At 64.7% G+C, this 19538-nt stretch carries 20 protein-coding genes; 13 read left to right on the forward strand and 7 right to left on the reverse strand.

What is annotated here, in order from left to right; translation table 11 throughout:
* Window positions 1-169: 169 nt before the first annotated feature.
* On the forward strand, window positions 170-457 hold the full coding sequence (locus tag AC07VH_RS15790; protein WP_494788338.1) for a hypothetical protein: 288 nt from the start codon (window positions 170-172) through the stop codon (window positions 455-457).
* A 51-nt stretch (window positions 458-508) separates the two neighbouring features.
* Here AC07VH_RS15790 and AC07VH_RS15795 read toward each other — a convergent pair whose 3' ends face one another.
* Window positions 509-787 carry a hypothetical protein gene (locus AC07VH_RS15795; protein ID WP_494788337.1) on the reverse strand — a complete coding sequence of 93 codons (279 nt, stop codon included), beginning with the start codon at window positions 785-787 and terminating at the stop codon, window positions 509-511.
* 412 nt (window positions 788-1199) lie between these two features.
* On the opposite strand from AC07VH_RS15795, the gene AC07VH_RS15800 reads away from it, so the two are divergent.
* The 8 genes from AC07VH_RS15800 to bufB all read left to right on the forward strand — a co-directional run bounded on the left by AC07VH_RS15800 (window position 1200) and on the right by bufB (window position 8757).
* Window positions 1200-1724, forward strand: a complete 525-nt coding sequence (locus tag AC07VH_RS15800) for a hypothetical protein (RefSeq protein ID WP_489628603.1) — start codon at window positions 1200-1202, stop codon at window positions 1722-1724.
* A 51-nt stretch (window positions 1725-1775) separates the two neighbouring features.
* Window positions 1776-3407 carry an ExeA family protein gene (locus AC07VH_RS15805; protein WP_494788336.1) on the forward strand — a complete coding sequence of 544 codons (1632 nt, stop codon included), beginning with the start codon at window positions 1776-1778 and terminating at the stop codon, window positions 3405-3407.
* A gap of 1 nt (window position 3408) precedes the next feature.
* Window positions 3409-4128: a general secretion pathway protein GspB gene (locus AC07VH_RS15810; protein ID WP_494788335.1), complete on the forward strand. Its 720-nt coding sequence runs from the start codon at window positions 3409-3411 to the stop codon at window positions 4126-4128.
* A gap of 100 nt (window positions 4129-4228) precedes the next feature.
* Window positions 4229-5704, forward strand: coding sequence for an alkaline phosphatase family protein (locus AC07VH_RS15815; protein ID WP_494788334.1), 1476 nt, complete (start codon window positions 4229-4231; stop codon window positions 5702-5704).
* An 82-nt stretch (window positions 5705-5786) separates the two neighbouring features.
* The gene (gene mobB, locus AC07VH_RS15820) at window positions 5787-6323 is read left to right on the forward strand and encodes a molybdopterin-guanine dinucleotide biosynthesis protein B (RefSeq protein WP_475414326.1); all 537 of its coding nucleotides are present in this window, start codon (window positions 5787-5789) and stop codon (window positions 6321-6323) included.
* Between the two features lie 57 nt (window positions 6324-6380).
* Window positions 6381-6581 (forward strand): YjfB family protein, encoded by a 201-nt coding sequence (locus AC07VH_RS15825; RefSeq protein ID WP_034781856.1) that lies wholly within the window; start codon window positions 6381-6383, stop codon window positions 6579-6581.
* A 233-nt stretch (window positions 6582-6814) separates the two neighbouring features.
* On the forward strand, window positions 6815-7117 hold the full coding sequence (locus AC07VH_RS15830; protein ID WP_489628597.1) for a BufA1 family periplasmic bufferin-type metallophore: 303 nt from the start codon (window positions 6815-6817) through the stop codon (window positions 7115-7117).
* Between the two features lie 17 nt (window positions 7118-7134).
* Window positions 7135-8757 carry an MNIO family bufferin maturase gene (gene bufB, locus AC07VH_RS15835; protein ID WP_494788333.1) on the forward strand — a complete coding sequence of 541 codons (1623 nt, stop codon included), beginning with the start codon at window positions 7135-7137 and terminating at the stop codon, window positions 8755-8757.
* Between the two features lie 4 nt (window positions 8758-8761).
* Here bufB and AC07VH_RS15840 read toward each other — a convergent pair whose 3' ends face one another.
* The 3 genes from AC07VH_RS15840 to fumC form a co-directional block, all read right to left on the reverse strand.
* On the reverse strand, window positions 8762-9046 hold the full coding sequence (locus AC07VH_RS15840; protein ID WP_326459592.1) for a hypothetical protein: 285 nt from the start codon (window positions 9044-9046) through the stop codon (window positions 8762-8764).
* Window positions 9047-9167: 121 nt separating this feature from the next.
* Window positions 9168-9389 (reverse strand): RNA-binding S4 domain-containing protein, encoded by a 222-nt coding sequence (locus tag AC07VH_RS15845; protein WP_489628595.1) that lies wholly within the window; start codon window positions 9387-9389, stop codon window positions 9168-9170.
* A gap of 96 nt (window positions 9390-9485) precedes the next feature.
* The gene (fumC, locus tag AC07VH_RS15850) at window positions 9486-10880 is read right to left on the reverse strand and encodes a class II fumarate hydratase (protein WP_494788332.1); all 1395 of its coding nucleotides are present in this window, start codon (window positions 10878-10880) and stop codon (window positions 9486-9488) included.
* A 172-nt stretch (window positions 10881-11052) separates the two neighbouring features.
* Between fumC and AC07VH_RS15855 the strand changes: the two genes are divergently transcribed.
* The gene (locus tag AC07VH_RS15855) at window positions 11053-12171 is read left to right on the forward strand and encodes a type IV pilus assembly protein FimV (protein WP_494803994.1); all 1119 of its coding nucleotides are present in this window, start codon (window positions 11053-11055) and stop codon (window positions 12169-12171) included.
* Window positions 12172-12598: 427 nt separating this feature from the next.
* On the opposite strand, the gene AC07VH_RS15860 is transcribed toward AC07VH_RS15855, so the two are convergent.
* Both AC07VH_RS15860 and AC07VH_RS15865 read right to left on the reverse strand, forming a co-directional pair.
* Window positions 12599-12895, reverse strand: coding sequence for a flagellar protein FliT (locus AC07VH_RS15860; RefSeq protein ID WP_475417442.1), 297 nt, complete (start codon window positions 12893-12895; stop codon window positions 12599-12601).
* A gap of 178 nt (window positions 12896-13073) precedes the next feature.
* Window positions 13074-13901 (reverse strand): HDOD domain-containing protein, encoded by an 828-nt coding sequence (locus AC07VH_RS15865; protein ID WP_494788633.1) that lies wholly within the window; start codon window positions 13899-13901, stop codon window positions 13074-13076.
* A gap of 154 nt (window positions 13902-14055) precedes the next feature.
* Between AC07VH_RS15865 and AC07VH_RS15870 the strand changes: the two genes are divergently transcribed.
* From AC07VH_RS15870 to AC07VH_RS15880, 3 genes are all read left to right on the forward strand, one after another.
* Window positions 14056-16125 carry a M13 family metallopeptidase gene (locus tag AC07VH_RS15870; RefSeq protein WP_494788634.1) on the forward strand — a complete coding sequence of 690 codons (2070 nt, stop codon included), beginning with the start codon at window positions 14056-14058 and terminating at the stop codon, window positions 16123-16125.
* A gap of 68 nt (window positions 16126-16193) precedes the next feature.
* The gene (locus tag AC07VH_RS15875) at window positions 16194-16844 is read left to right on the forward strand and encodes a class I SAM-dependent methyltransferase (protein WP_494788635.1); all 651 of its coding nucleotides are present in this window, start codon (window positions 16194-16196) and stop codon (window positions 16842-16844) included.
* A gap of 155 nt (window positions 16845-16999) precedes the next feature.
* Complete coding sequence (locus tag AC07VH_RS15880) at window positions 17000-17185, forward strand: CsbD family protein (RefSeq protein WP_071324957.1); 186 nt, start codon at window positions 17000-17002, stop codon at window positions 17183-17185.
* 73 nt (window positions 17186-17258) lie between these two features.
* Here AC07VH_RS15880 and AC07VH_RS15885 read toward each other — a convergent pair whose 3' ends face one another.
* Complete coding sequence (locus AC07VH_RS15885) at window positions 17259-19469, reverse strand: S9 family peptidase (protein WP_494788636.1); 2211 nt, start codon at window positions 19467-19469, stop codon at window positions 17259-17261.
* Window positions 19470-19538 lie beyond the last annotated feature (69 nt).

Below are 19538 nucleotides of genomic sequence, written 5' to 3' on the forward strand. Positions count from 1 at the left end.
GTTAATAAAGGAGTTTTTGTCGATTGAAAATGGTATTGAAATTGGCCTTGTTTAATGCCAATTTTTTCGAACTGGTCTGTTGTTGGCCGCGCGGTATTGCTTGTATGCATGCTTGGCAAGGGACGCCATGAAGAGTAAAGTCCGCCTTTTACACCTGAGTTGGAAGAGCATGATGAACGACAAGGCAGCAAAGAGCGAGTACTGGGACGACTGGCAGCAAGCGGCGCTGGCCGCCGGTGTGTCGGCGCCGCTGGCCGCGCTGGGCATGGAAATGATGCGCACGCACCGCAAGAACCGCTGGCCGAAGGATTTCCTGGGCCGCGAAAGCGATGGCCCGGTCATGATCGAAATGTGCCTGGAAGACGAGGCGGAAACGGAATTGTTCTTTATCGAGAACCTGTATCCCTACGATGCGGCGCTGATCGAAAAGACGCGCCGCCGTCTGTGCCTGCATTGATAGTGCGCTGACGCGTGACTGGAGCGGCCGCCTTGCGCGGCCGTTTTCACGTCAGGTACTGAATTTTTCGCTGCTGGTAGTGGCGCTGGCGCGCATGCGCAGGCTCAGCAGCACGATGGCGACCAGCAGCAGCGAATGCGTGCTCGGTTCATCCGGGGCGCGCACGCGCGGACTGGCGTCGGGCGACTGAAAACTGGCCAGGCGCGCGGCCAGTGGGGCGGGCGGCGCCTGGTACGCGGCCACCTGGATCGGCGGCGTGCGCGCCGCATGCGTGTTGCCAGCGGCCCAGAGCGACAGGGCTGCGCACAGCAAGATCATCTTTCTCATCATGTTCTGTATTTCTGCCGAGGGCTGTAAGTCGATCACGCATGGCCCCGCCGTATGCCGGTCCATGTCCTGTCCCCAGTGTGTATGCTTTCCGGTGTTGCTCATGCAGCACAGAAATAATATCTTTTTATAAATTGCGTGTATTAAAACACAATAAAATGAAAATGCAAACGTCTTTTTGCAAATAAGCGCATGCGCTGACTGTGCTTGCCGGGCGGGTCTATTGCATGGGGGAAATGACGTGGCATTTTCATGGGGGAGTGTCATAATGGCCCTGGCATTTCCGCCCAGGCATGGAGTAGATGATGAGCAAGGCACAGGACAGCAAGAAGGAAGCCAAGAAAGAACCGGCCAAGACCATGAAAGAAAAGAAGGAAGCCAAGAAGGTCAAGAAAGAAGAGCGCAAGCGCTGATCATGCGCGTGCGCCGTACCTTGACGCGCCCGTGGCGTGCGCCGGCCCTGCTGGCGGCGTTCGCCCTGCTGGCCTGCGGCGTGCCCGTGTCCGGCGTGCTGGCGCAGGCCAAGCCGGCGCCGAGCACGTTCGGGCAAGTGGTGGGCAATGCCGTGCTGTGCATCGACCAGATCGACAACAAGGCCTTTTATGCCTATCTGCTGACGGCCTTCGGCCCCGCCTACAAGCATGAAGGGGGCGCCTACTGGTTCCGCACGGAAGCGACCCTGTGGGGCGCGCCCGTTACCGACGTCATCGTCAGCGACGACACCAGTCCCCTCGTCTTCATGGGCGTGGTGGCGGACGCGACACCGGAAAAGCTGGAGCCGGCCATCCGCGGCGCTTCGGGCCTGCGTTTCAATAAACTCGACAATTCCGCCTTTCCTGTCCGTGGTTCCGTGCCTGGCAGTAAAATCGTCTACTTTCGCAGCAAGGCGAAAGTGTATTGCGCCAAATACAAGCCGTTGCCGCCCGCCCGCACCCGCTGAGGGTCTCGGCTTGCCGTCGCGCATTTTGATCGTTTCATCCGCAGGGTCTCCATGTACACGCATTATTTCCAGCTCAAGCAATCGCCGTTTTCGATTGCCCCCGATCCGCGCTACCTGTTCATGAGCGAACGCCACCGCGAAGCGCTGGCGCACTTGCTGTATGGCGTGGGCAGCGGCGGCGGCTTCGTGCTGCTGACGGGAGAAATCGGTGCCGGCAAGACCACCGTGTGCCGCTGCTTCATGGAGCAGATTCCGGAGAATTGCCAGCTCGCCTATATCTTCAATCCGAAATTGTCCGTCGAGGAATTGCTGCTGTCGATCTGCGAGGAATTCCGCATCGCCCTGGCGCCCGGCGTGGCCAGCGTGAAAGGCTATGTCGACGCCATCAATGCGCACCTGCTGGCCAGCCATGCGCAGGGCAAGAACAATGTGCTGATCATCGATGAAGCGCAAAACCTGTCCGCCGCCGTGCTCGAACAATTGCGTTTGCTGACCAACCTGGAGACGAGCGAGCGCAAGCTGCTGCAGATCATCCTCATCGGCCAGCCGGAATTGCGCGCCATGCTGGCGCGGCCCGAACTGGAGCAGCTGGCGCAGCGCGTGATCGCCCGGTATCACCTGGGTTCGCTGACGGCCGGGGAAACGGCCAGCTACATCCGCCACCGCCTGGCCGTGGCGGGCAGTACGGCGCAGACGCCGTTCGCGCCGCGCCTGATGGCGCCCATCCATGCCTTGAGTAAAGGCGTGCCGCGCCGCATCAACCTGCTGTGTGACCGCGCGCTGCTGGGCGCCTACGTGGAAAACCAGCCGCAAGTGACGCGCCAGATACTGCGCCGTGCCGCCGAGGAAGTGTTTGCGGAAGAGGGGACGCCGGTTGCCGGACGGGGCTTGCGCTGGCCGCACGTGGCCGGCGGCGTGCTGGCCGGTGCGCTGGCCACGGCCGCGCTGGCCTGGCATTTCATGCCGCACGCGCCTGCCACAGTGGCCGTGGCGAAAGCACCCGCCGTGGTAGCGCCGCCGGCGCCCGTTGCCGCACCTGTTCCTGCGCCCGCGCCCGTCAGCGTGCCGGACCGCAACGCCGTGCTGCGCCAGCTGGCCAGTCTGTGGGGCGAGCAGTTGCCGGCAGGCGATGCTTGCCAGGCGGGCGCCCGCACCGGCCTGCGCTGCCTGCACAGCCGGGGCGGCATCGCCGAGCTGCGCGTGCTGGACCGTCCCGCCATGCTGGTCTTGCGCGATCCGGGTGGCACGGAACAGCTGGCGCTGCTGACGCGTCTGCAGGGGGATACGGCCACCTTGATGCTCGACGGCCAACAGCAAGACTTGCCGCTGGCCCAGCTGGCGCAGCGCAGCGATGGCGGTTTCACGACCTTCTGGCGCGCCCCGCGCAGCTGGCGCGACGAGGTGCCGCTGGGCGCGCGCGGCGCCGACGTGGATTGGCTGGCGCAGCGGCTGGCGCAACAGCGGGGCTTGCCGGCGCCGGCCGCCAATCTGCCGCTCGATGCCGAGATGCAAAGCCAGCTGCGCGCTTTCCAGCAAAGCCAGAACCTGCGCGCCGATGGCCTGGCGGGTCCGAAAACATATATACGCCTGATGCAGCTGGGTGACAATGCGGAGCCGCGCCTGAGCAGCGCGGCGCCTGCCGTGGCGGCGCCCGCTGCGACGGCGATGGTGGCGGGGAAATAAGATGTCCTACATACTTGAAGCATTGAAAAAATCGCAAGCCGAGCGCCAGCTGGGCGAGTTGCCGTCGATCCACGCACCGCAAGTGCAGCTGCACGATGGCGCGGCGTCCGGCGCGGCGCGGCGCGCGCCCGTCTGGCTGGCGCTGGGCGGCGTGACGCTGGCCTTGGTCGCCGCGTTGCTGCTGTGGCAGCCTTGGCAGGCGGGGGCGGCGCCGCCCGTGCCTGTACCTGCGGCCGCTCCTGCCGTGCTGGTCCAGGCTGTGCCCGCGCCGATGCCGGCAGTCGTCCCGCCGGCAGTCCCGCCACCAGTGCCTGCGCCTGCGCCGGCCCCCGTTACCCAAATCGCGCCCGTGCCGCCGGCGGCCACGGCCGCACCCGTGCACCATGCCAGGCCCGTGGCGGAACCGCAGCAGGAACCGAAGCAGCCCGTCCAGGCCGCGCCGCCGCCCGTTGCGGCCCCGGTGCCCACCGTGCCCGCGCCTGCGACCGAAGAAAGCGTGCCGGGCATGCGCGACTTGCCCGAGCCGATACAGCGGCAAATCCCGCCGATCGCCATCGGCGGCTATATCTATTCGAAGAATCCGGCCGATCGTTTATTGTTGATCGACAAGGTCTTGCGCCACGAAGGCGAGGAGCTGGCGCCCGGCCTGGTGCTGGAAAAGTTGCAGCCGAAGGCGGCCATCTTCAGTTTCAAGGGCTACCGCTACCGCGTGCCGTACTGAGTTGTTGTGCATCAAGGCCGGGCCGTCATAGCTGAACCATACTGGCCTGGCCTGGTCGAACCAGGGTCGCTGCGCCCGTGTGCGCGGCCGGGGAGGTCCCATGATTGCTGCCGCAGCTGCTGGTGAGGGTGCGTTTGATGCGCATGGCTTGGAAAACCTGGCGCGCATCGACCATATCGTCGTGCTGATGATGGAAAACCGCTCGTTCGACCACATGCTCGGCTACCTGAGCCTGGAAGGCGGGCGCACCGACATCGACGGCTTGCAGGCCAGCCATGCCAATGTGCATGCGGGCGTGAGCTATCCCGTGCACCATTTGCGGCGCACGGCCTTCGGCCCGCAGCAAGACCCGTCGCACACGGGCCTGTCGGTGGCGCAGCAATTGCAAAACAATAACGGCGGTTTTGTCGACAACTATGCGCAAACGCACCCGGGCGACCCCGACATCGATCTGGTGATGGGTTACTACAATGCGGCCGACTTGCCCATGTACGATTTCCTGGCGCAGCAGTTCTGCGTCTGCGACCGCTGCTACAGCGCCGTGCCTGGCGCCACCTGGCCCAACCGCCTGTATGCGGTCAGCGGCAAGGCGGCCGGCAGCAAGGATAGCAAGCGCGTGCCCCTGTATGCGAACAAATCCTTCGTGCGCCACCTGGACCGCGCCCAGGTCGGCTGGAAATTTTATTCCGCCTGGAAACCCTGGAGCCTGGCGCTGACGGACGACCATTACCGCTCGTCCGAGCTGTACGAGCCGTTCGGCTCCAGCGCGCGCCGCTATGGCTTCATCGGCGACGCGCTGGCGGGTACCTTGCCCCCGGTCAGCTGGATCGATCCGCATTTTTTTGAAAACGACGACCATCCGCCGGCCGATATCCGCGCCGGCCAGGCGCTGGTGGCGCAGGTCTATCAGGCCCTGTCGCGCGGTCCCGCCTGGGCGCGCACCTTGCTGATCCTCAGCTATGACGAACACGGGGGCTTTTTCGACCATGTACCGCCTGGCGCCGCCATCGATGACGACCCCGCGTTTCGCCAGTACGGCGTGCGCGTGCCCATGCTGCTGGTGTCGCCGCTGATCGCGCCGGGCAGCGTCAGCCACGAGGTGGTCGACCACACGTCGATCATCAAGACCATCCTGCAGCGCTTTTGCCGCGCCGCCGATGGCAGCTTGCCCCAGATGGGCGCGCGCGTGGCGGCCGCCAGCGGCCTGGGCGCCGTGCTGACCCTGGCGCACGCCCGCGCGGCGCCGGCCGTGCCCGCTAGTGTGGCGGCGCAGCGGGCGGCCTGGGAAGCCGATGTGCGGGCGCAGGACTTCGCCCCGCTGGCGCCCGCTTGCCAGCCTGATGGCGAGGTGGCTGCCGCTGCCGCCGTCCCCTTCCAGTCCGATGCCGAGGCGGGGGCGATCGCCGCCCACCGGCAATTGGCCCGCACGGCCAGGAATGCGCAGGCACAAAATGGCAGGGCTGCGGGCAAAACTGCGGGCAAGAAGGCGCCGAAGTCGGCGGGCCGGCGCCCGCGGCAGGGTGGTCCGCCGGCCCCCTTTGACGGGGGGAATGGTGGAAAATCCGGCGGCGCTTGACCTGTGCGATGGCTTGGGCAATGCAAGGCGCTGGCGCCCGTGGGGCTGCGTATAATCATTCCTTCTCAATCAAGGAGTGACCATGCACGATGCGATGCCCACCCACCCGGTACTGGGTGTGATCGGCCGTTCCGGTAGCGGCAAGACGACCCTGCTGGAATTTGTGGTGAAGGAACTGGCGGCGCGCGGCTTGCGCGTCAACCTGGTCAAGCACAGCCACCATGACCTGGCGCTGGAGCCGCCGCAAAAGGACAGCGCCCGCCTGCGCCTGGCCGGGGCGGCGGAAGTGCTGGTGGCGTCGCCGTACCGCTTTGCCATCGTGCATGAGCTGCGCGGCGCGCCCGAACCGGGCCTGGCGCAGCAATTGGCCCGCATGGGGCCGGCAGACCTGACCCTGGTCGAGGGCTTCAAGACGGACCCTATCCCCAAGCTGGAAGTGTTCCGCGCGGAAGTGGGGCAAGCACCCTTATATCCGCATGACCCGCACGTGATCGCCGTCGCCTCCGACAGCCCGGCGCCGGCCGGCCTGCGCGAGGGCGTGCAATGGCTGGACTTGAATGCGCGCGAGCAGGTGCTGGGCTGGTTGCTGCTGCAGTTGGAAAATAAGCTGGAAAAATAAGCTAAAGGTTTGCCGGCGGCATCCGTTAACAAGGGTAGAACCTCATTGGAGAAACGTATGGACGTCGGAAGCATTGCTCAACTGTCAACCACGATGGCGGAGACAGGCACGCGGCAAGCCGTCGGCTTGACTGTCCTGAAAAAAGCCCAGGATATCCAAAGCTCGACCGCCACCGCCTTGCTGGCAGCGCTGCCGCCGGTACAGTCGGCGCCGAGTCTGCCGGCTCACCTCGGCAACCGCATCAACACGACAGCCTGAGCGCGGTCCCGCGGCGCCAGCCTGGCGCTCGCCATAGATACGCCCACACCACCGTCGCCGATGGTGGCGCGTGGGCGTTGTTGTCTGTCTTTTCCGCTTCCTTTTCGCCTTCCTTCCATCTCTGTTCGCCATGAATCGGCCGATTCAGTAAAATGGCGTGCATCACCTCGCGTTGCCCATCGTGCAGTCCGGGGCGTGCCCACTTTACTTTGACCCATGCAAGAGGAATCCCCATGAACAAACGTCAAGCTCTCATCGCCGCCGCCCTCGCTGGCCTCTGCGCCGGTACCGCCGTCAATGCGGCCGCCCACGATGGTCCCGCCCCCGGCGACAAGGAAAAATGCTACGGCGTGGCCAAGGCGGGGCAGAACGATTGCGCCTCGTCCGATGGCGCGCATTCCTGCGCGGGCCAGGCGGAGGCGGACAAGCTGCCCACGGAATGGGCCTATGTAGCCAAGGGCACGTGCGAACAGGCGGGCGGTTCCGTCAAGCCCATCAAGGCCGGCAAGGCGGCCAAGCCGGCCACGCAGCCCTAAGCGTCCGCCGCCTGCCCATGCCGCCGCCCATCCAGGCGCTTGCCGGCGTCGGCCTGCGCGCCGCGCACTACCGCGATTTCCTGGCGCGCCGGCCCCAGGTCGGCTGGCTGGAAGTGCACACTGAAAATTATCTGCAGCCTTCGGGCTGGGATAGCCATGTGCTGCGCACCTTGCGCCAGGATTACCCGATCAGCCTGCATGGCGTGGGCCTGGGCCTGGGTTCCGCGCGGGGCTTTTCCGAGGACCATTTGCGGCGCGTGCGCGCCGTGGTCGAGCGCATCGAGCCGGTCCTCGTGTCGGAGCACTTGTGCTGGGGCGCCGTGGCGGAGCAGCAACTCAATGATTTGTTGCCGCTGGCCTTGAATGGCGCGGCCCTCGATTTGCTGTGTGCAAGGGTGGGGAGGGTGCAGGATGTGTTGAAAAGGCCGATCTTGCTGGAGAATGTCTCCACTTACCTGCGTTTTGCCGACGATGCCATGAGCGAGGCGCAATTCCTGGCGGAACTGGCGCGCCGCAGCGGCTGCGGGCTGCTGCTCGATATCAATAATCTGTATGTGAACCAGTGTAACCACGGCGAAGACGCCTTGCTTGCGATGCAAGCCATCGCGCCGGGCAGCGTGGGCGAGCTGCACCTGGGCGGCCATCTGCTGACGCCGCACGCCATGGTCGACCATCATGGCGCCGCCGTGGCCGACCCCGTCTGGGCGTTATATGCGGCCGCCTTGCGGCGCTTTGGCGCCATTCCCACCCTGGTCGAATGGGATACGGAGTTGCCGCCGCTCGATATCCTGCTGGGCGAGGCGGACAAGGCGCAAGCCATGCTGGCGCGCCATGCGCCGCAAACGCCATGGCTTGGGATGGCGCCGCTGCCGTCACCGCCACCCGCGTCGCTTGACGCGCTGGCGGCCGGCCAGCAAGCGTTCGCCACCGCCTTGCTCGATACGGCGGCAGTTCTGCCAGCGTTCGCGGGAGACGCGGCGGCGCAGCGTTTTTCGCTGTACCGTGGCAGCTTGGGCGCCACCTGGCGCCGCACCCTGAGCCAGGTCTACCCCGTCGTGCTGGCGCTGGTGGGCGAGGCGTTCTTTGGCGGCCTGGCGCGCGCATACGGCCGGCAATCTCCGTCGGATAGCGCCGATTTGAACCAGTTTGGCGCCCGTTTCGCCGATTTTCTCGCCAAGTTCCCGCCAGCCGGCGAATTGCCCTATTTGCCCGATGTGGCGCGCCTGGAATGGGCCTTGCACCTGGCCCATTACGCGGCCGATGCGCAGGCACTGGCGCCCGAGGCGCTGGCCGCCTTGCATGCCGATCAACTGGAAACGCGGTGTTTCACCTTGCATCCCGCTTGTGCCTTGCTGGCATCGAACTGGCAAGCGGCGGCCCTGTGGCAGGCGCATCAAGAGGGTGAAGGGCAGGGGGTATTTCCGCAGGATATGCAGACGGCTAGTTACGCGCTGGTGTGCCGGCCGCGCTGGAAAGCGCAGGTGCTGGTGCTGGATGCGGCCGCGCATGCGGCCTTGCTGGCCTTGCGGCAGGGCCGCACGTTCGGCGCCGCGCTCGATGCGGCGTTCGAGCTGGACCCGGCATTCGACCTGGCCGTGCACTTGCGCCAGTGGCTGGCGCATGCGGTGTTGGCGGCGTAATTATTTATTCGAAGGCGCGCAGCACGCGCGCTTCGCCCGTCTGATCGCGGTACAGCGCGTTCGCGGCCAGCGTGGCGTCCATCATGCGCGTGACTTGCTCCTCTTCAAAGCGGGCCAGTTCGGCGGTGGCCGCGACGAGGGCCAGCTGCAGCCTGGCGCGCGCGCTCTGGTACAGGCTGCTGGTGTATTTGTCTGTGTTACGCAGTAATTCTTCCGCGTTTTCTATTACCTGGCGCAAGTCGCCGATCAGGCGTTCCTGGCTGCGCGTACCTTGTTCGGGATGGTCCATGGCGCTTCCCTTCTGCAATCGATATTTATCTGACAATAACGACGTGTTGCAGCTTGATCCAGGCAGCCGGGCTGGCAGGCAGGCTGGACGCATGGGGCTGCTTTCGCGCCCCATGCCGGCATCAAGCGGGGCCGACGACCGTGATACGGATCTCGCCCACGCTGACGACCTGGCCGGCGCGGATCTTGGCGGTCTTGCGCAATTCCTTCTTGCCATCGACCTTCACCACGCCGCTATCGACCATGACCTTGCCTGCGCCACCGCTGTCGCATAAGCCGACCAGCTTCAGCAGCTGGTTCAGCTCGACGAACTCGGATGTTAAATCAAAGCTTACTTTTTGCATTGTATCCCTTATTGCAACGATGTGTTTTCAACACTGAATGACGGTGTCAACTAAGGTCATAGTTTACATGAAGCGAGGGGGAATGCAGGCTGAGCCTTAACTTTTGTTGGGCTGCGTCATCTCCAGGGGAACGATCCATGCACTGAATTGCTCTTCCGTCACAAAGCCCAGGGCCAGCGCCGCTTGCTTCAGGGTCGTGCCTTCGTGCTGGGCTTGCTTGGCGATTTGCGCCGCCTTGTCGTAGCCGATGTGCGGCGCCAGCGCCGTGACCAGCATCAGGGAGCGTTCCATCAGTTCGGCGATGCGACCACGGTTCGGCGCGATGCCGTGTGCGCAATGCTCATCGAAGCTGCGCATGCCGTCGCCGAGCAGGCGCGCGCTTTGCAGGAAGTTGTGTGCAATCAAGGGCTTGAAGACGTTCAGCTCGAAATTGCCCGAGGCGCCGCCTACCGTGATGGCCACGTCGTTGCCGAACACCTGGCAGCACAGCATGGTCAGCGCTTCGCACTGGGTGGGATTGACCTTGCCCGGCATGATGGAGCTGCCCGGCTCGTTTTCGGGGATGGTGATTTCGCCGAGGCCGGAACGGGGGCCGGACGCCATCCAGCGCACGTCGTTGGCGATTTTCATCAGGGCCGTGGCCAGGGTTTTCAAGGCGCCATGGGCGGCCACCAAGGCATCGTGGGCGGCCAGGGCGGCAAACTTGTTGCTGGCCGTTTCGAATGGCTGGCCCGTCAGGCGCGCCAGTTCCGCCGCAATGCGGCCGGCAAATTCCACGTGGGCATTCAAGCCCGTGCCGACAGCCGTGCCGCCGGCGGCCAGCTGCAGCAGCGGCGGCAACGAGGCGGTGATGATGTGTTCGGAGAAGTCCAGCTGCGCCACGTAGCCGGAAAATTCCTGGCCCAGGGTCAGCGGCGTCGCGTCCTGCAAATGGGTGCGGCCGATCTTGACGATGTCGGCAAATTCCGTCGCTTTCGCATCCAGGGTGGCGCGCAGCTGGCGCAGCGGCGGCAAGACCGTGTTGGCGACGGCGAGCGCGGCCGCCACGTGGATTGCGGTGGGAAAGATGTCGTTCGAGGACTGGCCCAGGTTGACGTCGTCGTTCGGGTGCAGCAGACGCTCGGCGCCCCGCAAGCCGCCGATCAGCTCGGAACCGCGGTTGGCCAGCACTTCGTTCATGTTCATATTGCTTTGCGTGCCGGACCCCGTCTGCCAGACGGCCAGCGGGAATTCTGCGTCATGCTTGCCGGCCAGCACTTCGTCGGCCGCCTGCGTGATGGCGATGGCTTTCTTGCCATCCAATAGTCCCAGGTCCAGGTTGACGTGGGCGGCCGCGCGCTTGACGGTGGCCAGGGCGGCGATCAGTTCGGGCGGCATCTTTTCCGTGGAGATATGGAAGTGATCGAGCGAGCGCTGCGTTTGCGCTCCCCACAGCCGGTCGGCGGGTACGTCGATCGGGCCGAAACTGTCGCGTTCGATTCTGCTGCTCATGGCATCCCTTTCATCGATGGAGGTGGATCGAGTGTACTCCAGACGTCAAAAAGACACAGGATGATGCTGTATTGCATCATTTTTGCCCTGACCCATCTATATTTTTGCGATTTCCTGCCGTTAAAGACAGGCGAGTCCCCATTATTTATCCTGTTATCAAAGCGATCAGTTCATGCAGAGCAGCATCCTTCCCCGTTGGTCCCTGATCGCGTGCGCCGCCACCAGCCTGGCCTTGCCGCCCGTTATGGCGGCCGAACTGGGCGAGCTGGCGGTGCAGTCCCACGTGGGCCAGCCTCTGCTGGCCGAGCTCGAACTGACGGCTCTGGCGCCCGATGAGGTCAACGGCGTGGCCGTGCGCCTGGCCTCGCCCGATGTGTACCGGGGCGGCGGCATCGGCATGGACCCGGCGCTGCAAACCTTGACGATCAGCCCGTTTGAGCGCGGTGGACGCCACTATGTGCGCGTGGCCACGCGGCAAGCGATCCAGGCGGGTCATGTGCACCTGTATTTATTGCTGGGCAATGGCAATGGCGCCATCGTGCGCCTGGGCACCTTGTGGCTGACGCCGGCGCCGCCCGCCGCCAGTGCGCCGGCCAGGCCAGCCGTTCCTGCGCCCGCGCCTGCGCCGTTGCCACCGCCGCGCGCCGTACCCATCCCGCCGCCCGACGCCGCCGTCCTGGCGGCCCGCGCGCGGGCCGAGGGCATGGTGCGCCCGGCCAGCGTGTTCGTGGCGCCGCCCGCCGCGCCGAAGCCGGCCGCCGCTGCGCTGCGCCCGCCGCCATTGCGCCGCGCCACGGCGCCCGTGGCCGCCTGTGCGCCGCAGGCGGATGCGGGGCAGGCGGCGGCATGCCTGGCGCTGGACGAGAAAAATACGGCCCTGAATGAAAAGCTCGGCGAGCTGGAAGGCAAGATCGGCGTCTTGCAGCAGGCGTTGGCCCTGCCTGCCGCCGCCACGCCCGCCGTGCCGCCCGCTGCCGCGCCAGCCGTGGCGGAAGCGCCCCATGCCAAACCCAAACCCCTGCACGCGGCGCCTGCAGCCGACAAGGAAAAGAAATCGGGCGGCAACGGCTTGCTGTGGCTCGGTATCGGCACTGTGCTCTTCCTGCTGCTGACGGCGCTCATCGTGTATGCCGTGCGCAAGCGCAGGCAAGCGGTGGAGCCGGGCGCGCCGTCGAAATACTGGGTCTTGCTGCGCAAGCCGTTCGGCCGCAGGAAGAAGGAGGTGCCCGTGTTGACGGAGGCGGTGGAGGAAGGGGCGGCCGAGCCGGAAGCGGAGCCGTTCTCGCGTTAAATTGTGTGCGGGGCCGTGCTAAAAATTGATATAAAAAAAGATATTCAAAAAAGACAGAAAATGTACGTCTATCGTGTTGCCTATTTTTTAAAGATGGTGATATGATTAATTCAGTGGACTTGCTCTACGACAAAACAGCCCCAGCCTGGCGCAGTCACCAACGATAGTGTGGCGCGGCAAACCAGGTGTAGCGTTGCATAAACGCCTGGGTCTGGAAGCGGTTTGCGATGCCGACGATGTGCTCGCGAACGCCGGATGCAACCGGCAGCGAGGCGACGCCAGGAGATACCTGGGGCTCGCCTTCCACATTCCCCACCTTGCTTTTTGAGCGCCGCAGATGGCGCTCCCTGGCAAGGCGGCAGACGTAAAAAAAGCACCCTCGGGTGCTTTTGTCGTTTCTGGCGCGGCGACTTGCCTGCCTCTTGGCTTACATGCGGGCGCGCGAACCTGGCATGGCGTTCGACAGCTGCGTCATCCACGGTTCCGTGATGGCGCGGATTTCGCGGTCATTGGCCAGGATTTGCTTGAGCAAGTCGATCTTGCGCAGGCGCGAGGCGCCGGCCAGGGCAGGTACCTTGCCCGCCATGGTTGCGCTGGCGGCGCTGGCGCACTGGTTTTCCAGGGCATCCAAGTCATTCCAGTCGCTCGAACGTGCGGCCACGACCATTTTATTGGTCATTCCTGCAATATTTTCATACATCGAGAGAACGTCGTTGGAGGTCATGAGCACACCCGTAACTAGTGAATGGATTACCGCTTGTCCAGATTAACGGCGGGTCCAACGGGAACTTGAGGGTGTTTTTGAAAAAAAGTGAAAATAATTTGGATGTTTTCTGGCTGGCCGCCGGCATCGTCCGCAAACCCGCATGGATGCAGGGGTGACGTTGCCGGCAGCGGTGGATTTATTTGACGAGTTCTTCCAGTCCCGCGCTCAGTTCGGCCGGCGGCGGCATCCTGTCGACCAGCACAGACGGCGGCAAACCGAGCGCTTCGGCCACCTCGTTGGGATAGCAGGCGATGATTTCTTCATTGCTCAAGGCATTTTCCTCGATGCGCGCGCGCCAGGCGGCCAGGTGGATGATGGCGGCCAGGCGGTTCAACGGCGCCTTGGCCAGCGGAGCGGGAAAGGCGGCGATGGCCTCGGCAAAGGCGGGCGGAAATTTCCAGCGGCGCGCCAGTTCGGCGCCCACCTGCGCAAAATCGTAGCCCAGCGATACCCGTTCCGCGTCGAGGCGGCGCGCGTCGAGCGGCGGGGCAATCTTGTCGAGCTGCATGGCTTGCTCGGGCATGGCGGCATGGATCACCAGTTGTCCGATCGCATGCATCATGCCGATGGTGAAGGCCAGGTCCTGGTTGTCGCCCGTCTGCCTGGCGATCCAGCGGGCCGATACGGCGCTGTGCAGGCTGTAGCGCCAGAACTGCGGCAAATTCAATCCCGGCACGCCCTTGAAACCGCTGACCAGGCCGGAACTGATGACGAGGGTGCGCACGGTAACAAAACCGAGCATCAGCACGGCGTCTTCCACCGTGCCGATGCTGCGCGAGACGTGGTAATAGGCCGAGTTGGCCAGCCGCAGCAGCTTGGCGCTCAAGGCCGGGTCCGCTCCCAGCTGGCGCGCGATGTCTTCGGTGGCGATGGCAGGATTGTCGAAACTGCGCACCAGTTCATCGACGATCTTCGGGGCGGCAGGCAGGGCGTGGGGATGCTGGAACAGCGCTTCCAGTTGCATGGCAATCTCCTTGGCGTTCGCGCGGTACGGCGTGCAGTCGTGCCACTATATGCCGTTTTTTTGTCCGCATGCAAAAAAGTTCCGGGACGGTTTTTTGCCCAAAAAGGCAGGGTTTTCAGGGTATGATTTTGGCTATTACATCGAAAGGATCGCCATGCACGGTTTGCGTTTTCCCTGGTCCCGGACACCAGTCCAGGCTGCCATCGCCCTCGCCCTGGCCGGCGTTTCGCTGACCGGTTTTCCTGCCCAGGCGCATGGACAGCAAGCGGCCGCCAGCGCCGCCGCCCCCGCTGCCGCGCAGGTCTTGCCCGGCGATGATTTCTACGATTACGTGAATGGCGACTGGCTGCGCAGCACGGAGATCCCTGCCGACCGCAGCAGCTGGGGCTCGTTCGCCATCCTCGCCAACGCCACCAACGAGCGCATCATCGGCCTCGTCGAAGGCTTGGCGGCGGCGCCGCAGGCCGATGCATCGGCGCGCCAGGTCAGCGATTTTTACCGGTCCTGGATGGATGAAGCGGCTATCGAAGCGAAAGGCTGGGCGCCGATCAAGCCGCTGCTCAGGAAGATCGACGGCATACGCGATCGGGCAGGGCTGGCCCGCGCGCTGGGCGAGAGCCTGCGCGCCGACGTCGACCCGCTCAACGCCACCAATTTTTATACGGAAAACCTGTTCGGCCTGTGGGTGGCGCAAGACTTGAACGACACCACGCGCAACGTGGCCTACCTGCTGCAGGGCGGACTGGGCTTGCCCGACCGCGCGTTCTACCAGAGCGACAGCGCGCGCATGCAGGGCTTGCGCGCGGGCTACCAGGCGCATATCGCCGCCATGCTCCAGCAGGCCGGCTACCGCGATGCGCCGGCCCGCGCCGCGCGCGTGTTTGCGCTGGAACAACAAATTGCCGCCAGTCACGCCAGCCGCGAGGATTCGGCCGATGTCGCCAAGGGCAATAATGCGTGGCGCGCCGCCGACTTCGCCAGCAAGGCGCCGGGACTCGACTGGAAAGCCTTCTTCGAAGCGGCAGGGCTGGGCCGGCAGACGGATTTCATCGTCTGGCATCCGACGGCCATGACGGGCAGCGCCGCACTGGTGGCGAGCGTGCCGCTGGCCACCTGGAAGGATTTCCTGGCCTTCCACGCGATCAACCATTTCAGCACCGTCTTGCCGAAAGCGGCCGCCGATCAGCGCTTCGCCTTCTATGGCAGCGCCCTGAGCGGCACGCCGCAGCAGTCGCCGCGCAGCAAGCGGGCGCTGGCCGCGACGAATGCGGCCCTCAGCGACGCCGTCGGCAAGCTGTACGTGGAACGCTATTTCCCGCCTGAATCGAAAGCCCGCGTGCAAGACATGGTGACGAATATCGTCGCCGCCTTCTCGCGCCGCATCGACAAGCTGGACTGGATGGCGCCGGCCACCAAGGCGCAGGCGCAGGAAAAACTCAAGACCCTGTACGTGGGCGTGGGCTACCCGGAACGGTGGGAAAACTATGCGGGCTTGCGCGTGGTGCGCGGCGATGCGTTGGGCAATGTGCAGCGGGCGGAACAGTTTCATTACCGGCAGGAGCTGGCCAAGCTGGGCCAGTCGCCCGACCGCAAGGCCTGGGCCATGCCGGCGCAGCTGGTCAATGCCGTCAACTTGCCGCTGCAAAATGCACTGAACTTTCCGGCCGCCATCCTGCAGCCGCCATTCTTCGACCCGCAAGCGTCCGATGCGGCCAACTATGGCGGCATCGGCGCCACCATCGGCCACGAGATCAGCCACAGCTTCGACGACCAGGGCGCGCAATTCGACGCTCAGGGCAAGCTGCGCGACTGGTGGACGCCGGCCGACCTGGCGCATTTCCAGTCGGCATCGAAGCGCTTGGTGGAACAGTTCGCCGCCTACAAACCGTTCCCCGACCTGGCCGTGAATGGCCAGCTGACCCTGAGCGAAAACCTGGCCGACCTGGCCGGCGTGGCGGCCGCCTATGACGCGTTCACCCTGTCGCAGCAGGGCAAGCCGGCGCAGCCGGACGCGGACCGCGCGTTCTTCATCGGCTACGGCGTCAGCTGGCGCAGCAAGGCGCGCGAAGCGGCGGCGCGCCAGCAAATCCTCACGGATGGCCATGCGCCGGCGCAATACCGCGCCGCCACCGTGCGCAACCTCGACGCCTGGTATCCGGCCTTCGACGTCCAGCCGGGGCAGCAGCTGTACCTGGCGCCGGAACAGCGCGTGCGCGTCTGGTAATCATGGACGGTGCCGGACGCCCGACGCGCCGGCACCGTAAAATGGCGGAACATATCGACAGGACCGCCATGAAACCGACCCCGCCGCACGACCAGCAAGACCCCATCCACGCCATCACGGGCCGCACCCTGGCCCACTACGATGCCAGTGCCGAGCAGTTTTTCGAAGGCACGCGCGACCACGACGTCAGCCAGAACATCGCTGCGCTGCTGAACGCCATCGGCCAGCCGGCGCCGCTGGCCATCCTCGACCTGGGCTGCGGCCCCGGCCGCGACCTGAAAGCGTTCACGGCCCTGGGCCACCACGCGACGGGCGTCGATGGCTGCCCCCGTTTCGTCGAGATGGCGCGCGCCTACAGCGGCTGCACCGTGTGGCAGCAGGATTTCGTCGACCTCGACCTGCCGGCTGCGCATTTCGACGGCGTGTTCGCGAATGCCGTGCTGTTCCACGTGCCCAGCGCCGCCTTGCCCGGCGTGCTGCGCGCCCTGCACGCATGCCTGAAGGAGGGCGGCGTGCTGTTCAGCTCGAATCCGCGCGGGCAGAACCAGGAAGGCTGGAATGGCGCGCGCTACGGCAGCTACCACGACGAAGCGAGCTGGGCCGCGTACGTGCAGGCGGCCGGTTTCAGCCTGGTCGAACAGTACTACCGCCCGCCCGGCTTGCCGCGCGAACAGCAGCCGTGGCTGGCCACCGTGTGGCGCAAGGATTTGACGGCCTGATCGACGATGTTGGCACTGTGTTAGGAACCGTACAGAGCCTTTGATCCCCACTGCGTACTATGGACACATCGACACGCAACAAGCAGCGTGTGAGCCGCAGTACCGGCCCTTGTCGGGCTGGACAACAGATGTACCAACTACAGTGAGGATCCATCATGAACAAAGATCAAGTCGAAGGTAAACTGAAGGAAGTTGGCGGTAAAATCCAGGAAGCCGCTGGCAAAGTCGTCGGCAGCGAAGAACAGCAAGCCAAGGGCCTGGCAAACCAGGTCGAAGGCAAAGTGCAGAAGAAGGTTGGCGATGTGAAAGAGGCGGTGGAAACTGTCACGCGCAAGCCATAATTTCTGCTCCAGTATAAAAAACCGCCGCCTGTCGCGAGACAGGCGGCGGTTTTTTATTTGATGCAGCGCAAGCTTACTGTGCTGGCTTCATCAGGTTCTGCTTGAAGAACAGCTCGATTTTCTTGTACACGTGGCGCTGGCCCGCGCGCGACGAGATGCCGTGCTTGGCGCCAGGATACGTCATCAGGTCAAACTGCACGCCGCGGTTGACCAGTGCGTCGATCAGGCGCGTGCTGTTGCTGAACAAGACGTTGTCGTCGGCCATGCCATGCACCAGCAGCAGCGGCGACTTCAGGCCGTCGAGGTGGGCGAACACGGTGCTGGCCTTGTAGCCGTCCACGTTTTCCTTTGGCATGCCGAGGAATTGCTCCGTGTAATGGGTGTCGTACAGCGACCAGTCGGTCACGGGCGCCACCGAAACGCCCATGGCGATCTTGTCGGACGCTGCCGACAGCAAACGCAGGGTCATGAAGCCGCCGTAGCTCCAGCCGAACACGCCGATGCGTTTAGGATCGACGAAGCTTTGCTTGCCCAGCCAGTCGATGCCGACCAACTGGTCCGCCACTTCGGCCGCGCCCAGCTTGTGATAGATGGCGTCCGTGAACGCGCGCTCGCGGCGCGACGAACCCCGGTTATCGAGGCGGAAGACGACAAAACCCTGCTGCGCCATGTACTGGTCGAAGTTGTTGCCCCAGCGGCGAGCCACGTGCTGCGAGTGCGGGCCACCGTACGTCGACAGGTAGACGGGATAGCGCTTGCCCGCATCGAAGTTCGACGGCTTGACGATCGAATAGTGCAGGGTCTGGCCATCGTTGGCCTTCAGGGTGCCGTACTCGGTCGGCAGGTGGTCGGCCTTGTATTTGAAGTAGGGGTGGCTGGCGTTGAGCGCGTTTTCTTCCAGCCAGCCCACCATGGCGCCGTCCGGGCGGCGGATGCTCACTTGCGGCGGCGTGGCCGGGTCGGAATACGTGTCGACGAAGACTTCGCCATTGCGCGAGAACGTCGTGTCGTGCCAGCCGTCCGCTTTCGTCACGCGCTGCGGCTTGTCGGCCGTGCTGCCGTCGAGGGCCAGGGCGTAGGTCTGCTTGTCGATCACGGCGTCTCGGTTCGACGCGACGAACACTTTACCGGTCTTCTGGTTCACGGCCAGCACGCTGTCGATGCCCCATGCGCCGGAAGTGACGGGGTGCAGCAGCTTGCCGCCCATGTCGTACAGGTACAGATGGTTGCGGCCCGTGCGCTCGGACGACCACAGGAAGGTGCCGTTGGACAGGAAGCGCAGGTCGTCATGGATGCTGACCCAGGTTGTCGATGTTTCCGTCAGCAGGGTGCGCTGCGCCAGGGTCGCCGCGTCGACGGCGACCAGGTCCAGCGTCTTCTGGTCGCGCGACTGGCGCTGGTAGACGAGCGATTTGCCGTCCGCGCTCCAGTCGGCGCGCACCAGGTAGATGTCCGGGTTCGTGCCCAGGTCCACCCGGCGCTGCACGCCCGTTTCCGGCGAGACGATCAGCAGCTGCACCAGCACGTTCGGGTCGCCCGCGGCCGGGTAGCGCTGTTCCACGACGTCGGTGCGGTCGGCGAAGATTTCAAAGCGGCGCACGACGGGCACGGGCGCTTCGTCGTAGCGTTTATAGGCGATGGCGGAATCGTCGGGCGCCCAGTAGTAGCCGGTGCGCTGGCCCATTTCTTCCTGCGCCACGAATTCGGCTTCGCCGTTGCGGATCGTGCCCTTGCCGTCGGTGGTCAGCTGGCGTTCCTGGCCCGACTTCAGGTCGATCACATGGATGTTCTGGTCGCGCACGAACGACACGTAGCGGCCTTTCGGCGAGATTTTCGGATCGAGCACATTGCCCTTGGCGACCAGGCGCGCCTTGTCCGGGTGGGCCGCGTCGACCAGGTACAGATTGCCGGCCAGCGGCACCAGCAACTGCTTGCCGTCCGGCGACCAGCTGTAGCTGAGAATGCCGTTCAGGCTGGCCGTGCGCTCGCGTTCGCGGCGCGCCTGCTCTTCGGGCGAAATCGTTTCATTCGGCACCAGCGCCTTCGAGTCGACCAGGCGGTGCGTGCTCTTGTCCTTCAGCTTGAATTCCCACAGGTCGAGCTGGAACTGGTTGTCGGCGCGGCCGCGCAGGAAGGTGACGCGCTCGCCGTCGGGCGAGACTTTCAGGTTGCGCACGCCGGGGCCGGCCAGCGCCGGATCGGCGTGGATGCGTTCCAGGGTCAGCTTTTCAGCCGATGCGGGAACGCTGGCCATCGCGGCCAGAAAACAAAGAATAAAACGCATGGATGTCTCGGTAGTTGGAAGAAGAAGGGCACTGCATGTACAGGCGAGCTTGAGCGTTGCCTAAGCGTA

Source organism: Janthinobacterium sp. GW821-FHT03C10, from assembly GCF_059420865.1.